This is a genomic window from Candidatus Woesearchaeota archaeon, from assembly GCA_021735165.1.
Classification (GTDB): domain Archaea; phylum Nanobdellota; class Nanobdellia; order Woesearchaeales; family 21-14-0-10-32-9; genus JAIPET01.
In genome coordinates, this window is record JAIPHP010000008.1 from 14,231 (window position 1) to 27,628 (window position 13,398).

The window sequence follows — 13,398 nt, forward strand, 5'->3', positions numbered from 1 at the left end:
CTTCAAAAAAACACCTGCAAACAACAATCACATCCTTTTAACAACACCGTGTTTAGGATTAAAAATATCTCCCTTTCTTTTGAGATTGTTCAAAATCTCTTCTGTTTTATCACCACTCATACCTTTAATCTCAGCTTCCCTAATAATATCTTCAATAGGAACAACATCCGTATTAAGTGCCTTTTCTAACTCGACAATAATCTCTTTAACAGTATGCACGTTTCCTCTTTGAGTTGCAGTTATCCCTGTTGCAATCCTATCAATATCAAATTTTCCAGTTTCCTCATCCAAACCAATCAAAGTCAAGCAATGATGCAACAAATCAATAGCTCTTCTTGCATCAGCTTTAGTAACTGTTTTAGAAAGCCTAGTTTTAGCACTTGCCTCAGAAAGCCTAACCAAACCTTCTAATTGTCTAGCACTTATAGGAACAGACTTTATCTTCTCATCACCGCTCCCTGAATTCCTCATACTAACAAAATAATCCTTAATTTCACTCATAGCAGGCTCAGTTAAAACAGGTTGAATTCTTTGCTTTGCATAAGCAACATACAACTTAATAAGCTCTGAACTAACAGGAGTATCCTCAGAAATCTGATCCTTGTGTAATTTTAAAATAAAACTGGCAAGACGCTCGTCCTTATCTTTATCGGGCAAGTCCTTAACAGGAAAAATTAAATCAAACCTATTAATAAGAGGCGGCGGTAAATCAATTTGTTTAACAAGAACCTCATATGGATCGAATCTGCCAAACTTTGGATTGGCCGCGGCCAAAACGGTTGTTTCAGACCTTAAAGTAGCTTGAATGTTAGCTTTGCTAATACTAATGCTTTGTTGTTCCAAAGCTTCGTGCATAGCGCTAGTATCTTCCGCGCTCATCTTATCAAGCTCATCAATGCAAACCATACCTTTATTTGCTAATACTAAAGCCCCGGCTTCTAAAGCCCAACCACGAGTAAATTCATCACGAACAACAGCAGCAGTAAGCCCTGCACCAGATGCACCTTTGCCAGATACAAAACGAGTTTTAGGTGCAACAATAGACACTCTTTTTAATAATTGAGATTTTCCTGAATTATGACACAATATTCCGTTTGCTATAAATGATTTCGTTGATGGAACTTCAAAGTCATAAACATCCTCAAAACCTTCTAATTCTATTGAAACAACGCGTTCATAAGTTTGAGGCTTTTCTCTCATTTGTTGATTGTTCTTTATTTTAATATAATCTAATACTTGTCTTAGTTTTTCTTTTTTCTTCTTCGATTGAAATCCTATTTCTTTAGCAAATTTCTTTATATTCGAAGATCTTCTTATTGTTAAGTTGTCTTCTATTATTCTCCCTTGTATTCCGAAGTATAAAAGAAGTATTTGCACATCTTTTAACAATTGCTCATTTTTTGATTTTAACTGAACAGATAAACTTCCACGCCCTTTTCCAAAAACACAACCATCAGCTTCAAAAATCCAACTCAAAAATTCAGAAACGACTTCTTTTTTACTTGAAAAAATTTTCTGAGGAACTTTTTTTTCAGATAAAAAACTTAACGCATTTGTTATTATTTTGCTGTTTATATCCAAGGTTGTTAATTTTTGTTCTCTGTTTATTTTTCTTATTTTTCCTTTTTCTTTTATTTCGGTTTCTTTTATTAAGTTTTTAGTTTTATATATTGATGGTTTTATTCCAAACTCTTTTATTACAAATTTTGATAATATATCTATCAAATCAAGTTCCTCTTCATTAACGTAACAGGAAATCCTCTGTTTTTTTGAATGGATATTGCCATCTCCTAAAATATATCCATACAGACCTGCAAGTTCTTTGGTTAATTTTTTGGGAAGCACTACTACTTTCGACTGATTTGCAGCAGTTATTTTTTTAAAATCTGTATCAACCAATTTTTTTACATTATTAGGTATTTTTGGCATGACTCTTATTTTCGATTCAGTAGAAAGATGATCCGCACGAGTCCAACCTTTTTTTGTCATGAATGGTTGATTAAATGTGCACACCATTTCTTTTCCAGTTTCTGTTTTTATCTTGAGAACTGGTTGTTTTTTATAATGTTGAAAATTTGATGTGAACGCATAAGGCTTGTCATTTGGCCCTTTCCTTATTTGACATAACGCTTCTTTTATTTTCTGTTTGTGTTTAATTCCAAAGTCTTTAATTTGAACCATTCCTTTTGAATGAGTAGCCACTTGAGAAGTTCCGTGAATACAGCCAGGATCACCTATTAATAAAATATGAATATCTCCTCTTCTCTTAACACCATCATCTTGTTCTTTTAATCTTCCTCCAAACATTTGAAGCAAAAGAGCTTCTTTAATCCGATCATGACCATAAATACTAGGCGCAATACTCCTAACAAGCTTATCATAAACCTGCGGATCCTTTGACAAAGCTAAGATCTCTTTTTCTTTCTCCTTGGAAACTTCCAAAGTCTCAAACTCTTCTTGCAACGGATTAATATAATTAACTTCTAACATCAGCTCATAACGAGTACTTTTACCACCTGTTTGAAGAGTTATAGGAACTTCTTTAATTACACCCGTAACAACAATTTTAGAACCAGGATTTGTTTTCTTATCAGATATGGGACTTACTAAATCATTTTTCAAAAAAATATTTATTCTTTTAGGTTGTTCACCTCCCTGCATATCCTCAGGATCTTCTTCTAGAACAATTTTTTGAGCATCAACTAACTCTTTGCTAAGAAGATTAAACTTCCCCTTTCTACCACAAACATTACAACTATTGGGCTCTCTGAACTTTTGATCAAGCTGAAGAACAGGAATTATATTACCACAACTAGGACACTCAAAACGAGCACTAGTAACCTGCGGTCTAACATCTGATTTTTGCCTAACCAAACCTTTAAATTGATACATCTTGTTCAAATTCTTACTTCTTATATCTCTGACTGAAAGATGCGAAGAAGATGGTAAATCAAAAAATCTTACATTTAATTTGACGTCATCAACACCGAATTCGAATTTACTAATAGAATATTCTGCAGCTTTAATGACATCCTCAGGAGTTTCTAATAAATCTTCGGCTAATTCAACATCAAATCTTGCCAAATCAGAAAAAGGAATAGAAATGTGTTCTTCACCTTTATTTGCAGCACTAAGTAAAATATCCCTATAATTGGTGTCAAAAAATTCATTAAATTTTTGTATTTGTTCTTTGGCATCCAATAAGCATCCCCTCAAAAGTATAAAAAATCAAATAAAAGAAAAAACTAACTAGTAAATAACCGGAAAACCTTCGATTATTTCTTTAATTTTAGCAAATTTTCAATTAACATATCTACTGCTTTATGAACCATTTCTTCTGATTTTGTTCCTGTACAAACAATTTTACCGTTGCTAAACAACAAAAATGTCGCTTTAGCCTCCATTAATTTGTAAACAAGACCTGGAAACTGCTCAGGTTCATATTCAGTATTGTCTAATTTCATTGCTAACGTATTCAAATTCAAATCCATCCCTATGTTGCCTGAAGCAACTATGTTTTGAACATTAATCTTAGGTTTTATTTTAATTTTAATACCTATTTTTTCAAGACTTTCAATTATTCTTTGAATACTTTCATCAACTTTTTCTAAACTTCTAGCTCCTGTGCAAACCACATTTCCTGAACTGAATATGAGTGCAGAAGTTTTAGGTTCCTTTATTCTAATAACAAGACCTGGAAACTGTTCCGGGTTGTATTCCGTATTTGATAATGTAGCTGCCATCTTCTCCAAAGGAACATCATGTTCTAAACTGGTAGAAACAACAATATTCACAACTGTGATGTTCTCGTGTGGGTCAAAGTCTTTGCCGGTGTTCTTTTTTACGGGCATATTTATACCTCCGTTCAAGCAAATCCAGACAATTATCTATGTATTAATTATTTTTCTACACTGGAAAAATACTTGTTTTTATTTATAAAGAAATGCCCTCTTCTTTATAAATGCTTTTATATTAATAAAGATATTTTCAAACACCACACATTACAAACATCAAACCCCCTTCATTTCCTATGGAAAACAACACATTCAGAGCCCGAGAGCCAAAAACATACCAATACAAGTATGCCAGTATACAAAAGACACCCCTTTGTTTCCTTTGGAACTTCTGGTAAATAAATGCAAAACAGTATACAAAAAACACAAAAAATGAGAAATTGTTGCTCCGAGTTCATTTTTTATATACTCGAAGCTAACACAACAACAACAACTAGTAAACTGCGCCCAGTTGTTCAGCCTTCCTATAATAACCTAGCCTTCCACCATCAAAATGAAAATAAGTTATATATTCAGCCAACAATTCGGATGATACTTTCAAGGAAACCAGCCAATTGAAAATGTGTTCCGTGTAACAATAAGGACAAACATCCATTTTCTTACCAGTTACTATGCAAAAATCATCGCCATAGCTTCTTGATAGAAACTCATCTGTCTTATTATTCAAAGCCTTAATTAACTCTGGCTTTGATTCAGCCAACCAAGTTGTCATTTGCTCAGCCAGCCTTTCCGGGCATAACGGATTTGTTATTTGCTGCCCACACGTAACACATGCTCCCATTTTATCCACCTCCGGATTTATTTGTTGGTTTTGTGTTTTCTCTACAGGCAAAAGAACCATTCAAAAAATTGATGGAATTACAACACTCTAAGAAATCTTCCTCGCGCATCGCAAACCCAAAACAATCAAATGGCTCACAATACCCAAGGAGTATTAATCTTGTGAAATTTAATCAGAGATCTAACTAAGTTCATACAGTTAAAACAATATAACTCTCTAGTTAAATTTTCACTCATAAAAACTATTTAAAAAGACTAATATATAAATTTTATTAAAAAAACGCCAAAGGATTTATAAAAACAAAACAAATTCTCAAAAACATGAATTATGAAGACATGTTAAAACAGGCCAGAGAAAAAATCCCTGAACCTTCTAAAAATACAGAGAGATTTGAAATTCCAAAAGTTAGAGGACAAATAGAAGGAAATAAAACAATAATATCAAACTTCAACCAAATAGCAGAACACATAGCAAGACCTGCGCAGCATCTTCTTAAATATGTACAAAGAGAACTTGCCACACCAGGAATATTTAGAAAACAAGCAGTAATCTTTGGATCAAAAATTTCCGCTTCTAAAATAAATGATGCAATAACTAACTACGTAAATGAATTTGTAATCTGTAAGGAATGCAACAAACCAGACACTAAACTAAATAAAGAAGGGGACATATATTACATGAAATGTCAAGCTTGCGGAGCAAAACACACATTTACATCAAAAATATAATGAAAATCGCTGCTCCAATTCTGCTAAGAAACTAAAAGTTTTTGCACACAGAAATCAAAACTGATTTCTTCGTGTATTTCCGTCCTAAATGCACAGAAACAAAGTTTCTGGCACAACAAAAATGAACGAACATTTTTTTGCAAAGCGAAATATTAAGCCTGTTAGGATGGCGCGCAATAAAAAAAACACGCAAAACAAAAAAAACTAATAATGATTTCTCACATCGATATCTGCGCCAGATTCTAAAAATATATCTCCAGAACAAACACCAATAACAACTTTTGATACTTTTTCAGGAGAAACCCCTTTATGGTTTGTCATATCTGTGCTTGTAAGACCGGGACTTACACCGTATATTTTGATATTGTCAGGCAATTCTTTAGAAAGCGCTTTAGTAAAAACTTTTACTGCTGCTTTTGTGCCAGAATATGGAGCTAGTTCTTCAGGAGCATATTCAGCGGCAATACTGGAAATATTTAATATTATGGCGCTCTTTTTTTGTTTTAAAAAAGGCAAAAACGAAAGAGTATTTTTCATCAAACCCAAAAAATTAGAAAAGACTTGATCGTTTAAATCATCAAAAGATTGATTTTCAAAACGCTTCCATCTTATAACTCCTGCATTATTAACTAAAATATCAACTTGCAGATTCTTTTTTAATAAAAAATCAACACAATTTTTTATAGAAGAATCGCTGCAAACATCTAATTTTAAAGAAAAAGAATCTTTGTTACACAAACCAACAACTTTATTTGCTGACAATTCATCATTCTTATAACAAACAACGACCTTGCAACCTTTTTTAGAAAAATCTTTACAAATAGAAGCACCTATACCTCTGCTCCCCCCAGTCACTAAAACCACTTTGTTTTTCAAATTCAAAAAAACCACCTCTTACTAATATTTAATAAATTTTTCATCCGCAGTACTAAAAAGCATTTTACATTCTTTAGTTACGTGCTTAAACACGTATTGCTAACAAAAAAACACGAAATCAAAAACGAACACATAAAATTCATATAAATCCAGCCAAACCTGTTTGAATTTCTTTTTCTTTGCCAAAAACAGACTCAATTCTTCTTTTTGTTAATTCAACAGCCTGCCTAGTATATAAATCTAAATCATATTTGTTAACTAAATCCATACAATAATCAATATACTTAACAATACTACCTTCTGAAATAGTAAATATTATTTTACCGCCACAATTAGTACAATTGCCTGCAAGAGGAGGTCTACGAAATTTTTCATTACATGCAACACATCTAAATTGCTGAAGTGAAAATTTTCTTAAATTTCCTTTTGTATCTCTAATAAAATGCTTGTTTATTATTAATTTGGCAACATCGGCTTCATCGACAGCTCTTAATTTTATTGCTAAATCCATTTGGGCTTCAACTTTTTCACTCATACTAGGCAATAATTTATACGCAGAACAAAGAACGCCTTCATTAAAATCAGAGGTGTCGTGAGTAAAACCCATATTTTCATATTGATCTTCTGTATCTAACAAATTACCTATTCTTTTTATATTAATCTTAAAAGGCATTTCGTAGGCTTCCGCGGATCTATACAACGCTAAGGGGTATTTCCAAGCAACATCCATATTAAATATCATATCGTCTACCTCGCTTGGAAGTATTGCTGTTGTTAAAACAAGAGGTGCATCCATAACGCTGCCTCTGCTGCTGGGTAAATATTTTTGAGAAAAATTTAAGAAAGCATCTAAAGCTAAAGTCACGCAAGACTCATCTCCATCGCAATCTCGCCTCATAGCAGCATGAACATAAGGATGGGCGAAAAAGGCCTGTGTTTTAGAAAACCCTATAATTCTGGTTATTATTCCTGCGCTAGTATGTGGGGCAAGGCCGATTGTCAAATGACCTGCCAAATCATCTTTTGAGTTTAAATTATAAAATGGTTTCATACCATAAAGATTTACAAGGATTTCATCAATAAATTTAGAAGTCCTAAAAAGTATTTCATCAGCAGGTTCATCAGGACTTGAAGGACTACAAGGAATAACTATGTCTTGAGCTTTCAGTTCCAAAATCTGATCTTCAGAAACTAAAGGTTTTCCATAAATATCGCAATCATATCCCAAATCCAACAATTTTTTTATTGAAGTCCTTATTTCTTTTGGTTTAAAATGTGTTAGTGTGACTTCTGAACAATCATATCTTACAGTTCCATCTTTATTTACAGAAACTTCGTGTTTAGCTCTTAAGATTCCTTTCATAATGTGTTCTGCCACATGTTCTTTGTTACTTGTTCCTCTCACACCTTTTATCAAATCAGGTATTATGTTTGTCCTTAATCTTTTTTTCATATCATTCATGATTGTTTGTATTTTTATATTTATTTGAGATACTTCTCTCTCAATTTCTTTAGTTTTATTATCACAAGATTCGCATCTTCTAAAAGGTGTTTCTTTATTACATTTCTCGCAATAATACATTTTTGTTTCTGCACGAATTTTTCCTGCTTCTAATGCTGCTTGAAAACTTCTTAACCTTCCGCCTTCTTCACCGACAGGAAAAAGAACGTGAGGAGAACCTGTTAATTTTCTCATTTTTGCTTTCTCTGGCCTGCCCATTCTAGATCCTATAAATATGCCTGATTTATCTTTTATTTTTATGGGACTTAACAAATTTATAATTTTTAAAACATCTTTTTCTGATTCAAACAAAGAATTATTTATCTCGGAATCTAGATTTAAAATATAAAATAAAACATTTTTTAACTCCATATCTAAAATTAAATTGTTAATTTCTTTCTTGTGAGGCACACCTAATAATTCTAAAGTTCTTTTTGAATCTGAATTTTTTAATATGAATTTATCTTCGTTTTCTGTGCCTGATTTTAACCAAACCCTGAGATTTTTAAGTTGCTCGGCAGATATTTCTTTCCAAAAAAAAGTGTGTTGAGGATGTAATGCAATATTTAAAAGTTGACTTATTTGTTTTGCTGCTTGAAAAGATATCTTGGTCGTTAAATATTTACTTAGTAATTTATTTATTTTTTCAGAATCTATATTAAGCAACTCAGATAATTTTTCAGAATCTATTGTCCAAAAAAGATTTATTGCTGCTTCTTCAAATTCTTGTATCCAATATTCTTCGCAGTAACCTGCAGGAATTAACTTGTGCGCTCTATCAAAAAAATCTCCGAAATTTATTAACACATCTCCTGCGTACAATATTTCTTTTACATCTTGTTTGTGAAACTTTGCATCATCTTCATTTGAAAATTTTAAAACATCACCATTATTGAGTTTTACAATGGGTCCTTCTATAGTATCACAAGCAGTATAAGCAGCAGCCTTACCAGGTCGTTCTACTTTTAATTGGGTTCCTGTTGCTACAAAATTATTAAGAACTTGCATAGAAGCAGGATGTATTGATTGTGCAGAAAATCCTGATGTTCTTGATCTTCCATATCTAAGTCTGAAAGCTCCACTTCTCATAGGATGACCCAAAACAGGTCTGCCGCCAACTAAATCTTTCACATAAGTATAGTCAGGATATATTGGTGCTGAATCTTGTGCTTTTGATTTTTTACCTTTACTTTTAGCTTTTGCTTGTACTTCTTTAATGTATTTTTCCAAAAAAGACCAATGTTCCATGCCTAAATCTTTGTTCCAGCTAACCAAATTTTTCCATAATTTAGGTGCTTTTAAAGGAATGCAAGAACTGTGTATTAAACAATATCCGCTTCTTAACAGATTGGTTGATATTCTTGGTATGTCTTTGTACAAAGCACTAGAAATTTCTCTTTTCTCAGAAGGGTCTCCTGAAATTTCTACCGGAATGTTTTTCATTAAAAATGCAGATTCTTCTTTACTTGGAAAATATTGTAAATTGGCAACATATTCATGGTAGTCTTCCAACTCTGCCGAGCATCGATTTATTTCTTTTTCTGTGGGATCATATTCTTGATATCCCATGTGTTTTCTAACGTAATCTGCTATTAATACAGATACTGCTGCGCCAGTTCCTCCTGCAGCTCTTATAGGTCCTGCATAATTTAAACACATATATTTTCCTTTTCCGTCCAATCTCTCTTTTAGTTCTAATCCTGTAAAGCCTTCTAGTGGCGCAGAAACAACACCTAAAGTTACATATGCAAAACCAGTTCTTATACCTATCTCCATTGCTTCAACAACATCTTTAAATTTGCAGAATTTTTCTTGAGCTATTTCTAATGCAATAATCATGGCAACCCTCCAATCTTGGGGAGAAATATCTTTTTCTAGTTCTAAAATTCTTTCTATAGCTCCGGATCCTTCTATTTGTGGTGCTACTGCGCTTATTAGTCCAACTACTCGTTCTGCTAAGTTTTCTGCTATTTTTACTTCCACAAAATCTTCAGGATCATAACTTTTTTTTCTTGCTTCTGTCGCTAGTTTGTGTAATTTGAGAGATTCATCTTTAAGTAATTTAAAATACTCTTTTGTTTTTTTGCTTGCTATAATCATTTTATTTTTTTGTTTTCTTTTTATTGATTTGTTGTTATTTCTGAGTCTTTAATCTGCTTTAGTTTTTCTTTTAATTCTTTTTCTTCTTTTTCTTTTTGTTCTTTTAATTCCTTTAATATTTCCTCTTCTTTTTCTTTTGTTTTTTTACTCATGAAATTAAGCATTTTTACATTTCTTGTTCTTAAATTTATTAAAGGCAACCTTGCTGGTTGAGGTTCTAATCCTCTTTTTATTTGATCGTCTGTTGTTTGCGTCCAACAAGAACCATTTATCATAGTTATGTTTCTATAATTTTTAACACTTGCTCTGTGTATGTGTCCTGTAATGAAAAAATCAGGAACTATATCTATTATTAAAGGGTCTACATCTTTATCAGGTATATATAGTGTAGAACCGTGTGTTGGAGCTAAATGTCTTCTTTGTAATAAATATTTCATTATTAAATCTGATCTTTTTTGTCCTCCAGCAGCTCTTATATTAGGTATGTTTTCAGAATAATAAATGAGTGATCCGCCGTGATATAACAAGCAATCAAAACCAGGAAAATCTTTTGTTTTCCCTATATTTACAACAGAAGGATTGCTTAAAATTGTCATGTTTGACATATTCCATAAAGGTTCGGTTATATCTTTAGGTAATGGTTCTTGTGGTTCAGCTAATCGTCCTGCATCGTGATTTCCAGAAATCATTATTATTTCTATATGTTTTGGTATTTTTTTAAGCCATTCTGCCGCTTGAGAATATTGTTTTTTTATATCTATTATTTCTAAATCGTCTTCTTGACTGGGATATACTCCAACACCTTCTACTAAATCTCCTGTGTGTATTATGTATTTTAGTTTGTTTGCTATTTCTCTTTGCTCTGGGGATCCATATTCTCCTTTTGTCCATTCGATAAATTTTTCAAATTCTTCTTTCATAAATACTTTTGAACCGAAATGTATGTCTCCAAGTATTGCTAAATATTCTTCTTCTTTTTGTTTTTTTAGTTCTTTTGTTGGGGGTATATCTGGAAATATTATTTTTTGAGCAAATATGGCATCATTAAATTTTTTTCCTATGACTCCTATTATTTCATCTAGAGAAACGTCATCAACAATAGAAACTAATTCTTTATTTCTTTCATCATTTTTTATTATAACTGTGCAAATACCTGTTTTGTCTTCTAATTTTAAAACATAATTATTGTTTTTTGTTATGTTTTTTTCTAAAACCATGCCAATTATAGATATTTGTTCATCAGAATTTTTTTGCATAACTCTTGATATGCTTGAAGTTCCTATCATGTCTTGCCTAATCATTAGAATGTTTGAAATTGTTTCAAATCTTCTATTTATAACACTTACAAAATCTTGATAAGACCTTTTTTTAGGTGGCTTAGTATAATTTTTTATTATTGTTATTGAAGAATTTTTTTGTTCATTAATCTTTTTGAATTCTTCTAATTTTGTTTCATCTAAAATATCTAATTCGGATCCATAATGATTTATTAAATTGTTTAGAAAATCTGAATCTATTTCTTTGTCCATAATATCAGGATTTACTAAAATTCCTTTCTCTATTAAATTTAATAGAATTTCTTTTGATTTCATTTTAGACTTGTATTTTTGCTCTTGTAGAGTCTGATATTCCTAGTTCTTCGTCTAATATATTTATTATTTTTCGTTCAATAGATTTGCTTATGCTTAAAGATATTTCTCTTGTTCTGCCAAATCTTCCTTTACTTATTACTTTCGCGTTTATTATTCCTATCATATCTAATTCCGCAATAATATCGGAAACTCTTCTTTGTGTTAGCGGTCTTAAACTTGCAACTTGACAGATGTCTTTGTATAATTCATAAATATCTCCTGTAAATATATTTTTTTGTTTTTTTTGCGCTAATAATAAAATAGGATATAATGTTGCTTGAAATTGTTTAGGATGGGTTTTTACCATATCTATCAATCTATCTCTTTCTATTTTGTCTTCTGCTTCATCTATGTTTTCTATTTTGATTTTTTCTTGATTTTTTCTTTCTGCTACTTCTCCAGCAACTCTTAATAATTCTAATGCTCTTCTAGCATCTCCGTGTTCTCTTGCAGCATATGCAGCACATTTTTGTATTACGCCATCTTCCAATATATTTTCTTTGAAAGCATTTTCAGCTCTTTTTTTTAGAATGTCTTGTATTTGTATTGCATTATATGGTGGAAAAACTAATTCTTCTTCACTCAATGATGATTTTACTCGAGGATCTAAATTGTTTGCAAACATCAAATCGTTAGATATTCCTATTATTGATAATTGTGATTTTTTTAAATCACTATTAATTCTTGTTAAATTATATATTATTTCATCTCCTGCTTTTTTTACAAGCTGATCTATCTCATCCATTATAAGAATTATTGTTTTTTCTTCATCTTCTAGTGCTTTAAAAAATACATTATATACTTCATCTGTTGGAAGTCCTGTTGGAGGTATTGCTTTACCAAAAAATCTTGCTAATTCAGCGATTAATCTATATTCTGTATCCGCTATTTTTTTTAATTTACAATTCAAGTAAAATATTTGAAGAGGTATTCCTTTTTCTTTAGACAAATTTTCCATTTGATCAGCTACATATTTAGTTACTAATGTTTTGCCAGTTCCTGTTTTTCCATATATGAATAAGTTTGATGGTCTATCATTTTTTAATGCTGGAGCTAGTATTTGAGCTATTTGTTCTATTTGTCCATCTCTATGATTTATTTCTCCTGGCATATATGAGCTTTGTAACACTTTTTTGTTTTTGAATAAAGAATCTTTTTTTAAGAACTTTTCAAAAAAATTATTTAGATTATTTTGTACCATTTTTTCCCCCTCAACAAAATTCCAGAGGAAATGGTGGTTATATAAATATTCTTCTTTTGGAACTTCTATTTTATAATATATCTTATAGGAAATATAGTACACTCCCCTTTATTTCCTTTGGAAATGTTTTTTTAAAAAATGATTTGAGATTGTATCATATTTATGTAGTCTTTTAGTGGTCTTTTAGTAGTCTTTTAATGGTCTTTTAGTAGTCTTTTATTGATATTAATATGTTTATGAGTATAATATAATAATATAAATAATAATAATATAAATAATAATAAGATTTGTTAAATAACAGTATTAAAACTGACTTATTTCCATTGAAAAAAAATCAGCAACAAATAAGATGAATTAACTTCTATATAGAATATAATTGTATTTTTGTATTAATATAATATAATATAATTAGAATGTTTATAATAATATAATAAATGATAACCTTTTTATTCCTTTATTTCTTTTTATTAATATAATAAATAAGAACGCATTTTATAATATGATGTATTATTCAAATAAATAACTAAATAATGATGTTGACTTCTTAAGAATTTAATTTGATAATTGTTAATCATTTTTATTGTTATCTTATTTTTTTATTATCTTTTTTTTATTAATATCTTTTTATTAATATCTTTTTTTTGATATTAAATCAAATTTAATTTATAATCAAGTTAACTTATAATTAAGTTAATTTATAATTAAGTCAGATTCAAATCAAAAGTAAGTAGTGTTTAATTTTCACTAATTAACAATTATTAGTTAACAACCATTATTTGATAATTA

8 protein-coding genes are annotated in these 13,398 nt (G+C 30.6%); 1 reads left to right on the forward strand and 7 read right to left on the reverse strand.

The window, feature by feature from the left end; all coding sequences use genetic code 11:
- Nucleotides 1-27: 27 nt before the first annotated feature.
- The 3 genes from K9L97_02900 to K9L97_02910 form a co-directional block, all read right to left on the reverse strand.
- Nucleotides 28-3,201, reverse strand: a complete 3,174-nt coding sequence (locus K9L97_02900) for an ATP-binding protein (GenBank protein ID MCF7871959.1) — start codon at nucleotides 3,199-3,201, stop codon at nucleotides 28-30.
- A gap of 74 nt (nucleotides 3,202-3,275) precedes the next feature.
- On the reverse strand, nucleotides 3,276-3,851 hold the full coding sequence (locus tag K9L97_02905) for a TATA-box-binding protein (GenBank protein MCF7871960.1): 576 nt from the start codon (nucleotides 3,849-3,851) through the stop codon (nucleotides 3,276-3,278).
- A gap of 376 nt (nucleotides 3,852-4,227) precedes the next feature.
- Nucleotides 4,228-4,635: a hypothetical protein gene (locus tag K9L97_02910; protein MCF7871961.1), complete on the reverse strand. Its 408-nt coding sequence runs from the start codon at nucleotides 4,633-4,635 to the stop codon at nucleotides 4,228-4,230.
- A gap of 260 nt (nucleotides 4,636-4,895) precedes the next feature.
- Between K9L97_02910 and K9L97_02915 the strand changes: the two genes are divergently transcribed.
- Nucleotides 4,896-5,303, forward strand: a complete 408-nt coding sequence (locus K9L97_02915) for a translation initiation factor IF-2 subunit beta (protein MCF7871962.1) — start codon at nucleotides 4,896-4,898, stop codon at nucleotides 5,301-5,303.
- Between the two features lie 204 nt (nucleotides 5,304-5,507).
- On the opposite strand, the gene K9L97_02920 is transcribed toward K9L97_02915, so the two are convergent.
- From K9L97_02920 to K9L97_02935, 4 genes are all read right to left on the reverse strand, one after another.
- A complete protein-coding gene (locus tag K9L97_02920) occupies nucleotides 5,508-6,185 on the reverse strand; it encodes an SDR family oxidoreductase (GenBank protein ID MCF7871963.1) in 678 nt (225 codons plus the stop codon).
- A gap of 133 nt (nucleotides 6,186-6,318) precedes the next feature.
- On the reverse strand, nucleotides 6,319-9,780 hold the full coding sequence (locus tag K9L97_02925) for a DNA polymerase II large subunit (GenBank protein ID MCF7871964.1): 3,462 nt from the start codon (nucleotides 9,778-9,780) through the stop codon (nucleotides 6,319-6,321).
- Between the two features lie 20 nt (nucleotides 9,781-9,800).
- On the reverse strand, nucleotides 9,801-11,372 hold the full coding sequence (locus K9L97_02930) for a metallophosphoesterase (GenBank protein MCF7871965.1): 1,572 nt from the start codon (nucleotides 11,370-11,372) through the stop codon (nucleotides 9,801-9,803).
- A gap of 1 nt (nucleotide 11,373) precedes the next feature.
- Nucleotides 11,374-12,612: an ORC1-type DNA replication protein gene (locus K9L97_02935; protein ID MCF7871966.1), complete on the reverse strand. Its 1,239-nt coding sequence runs from the start codon at nucleotides 12,610-12,612 to the stop codon at nucleotides 11,374-11,376.
- Nucleotides 12,613-13,398: the final 786 nt, after the last annotated feature.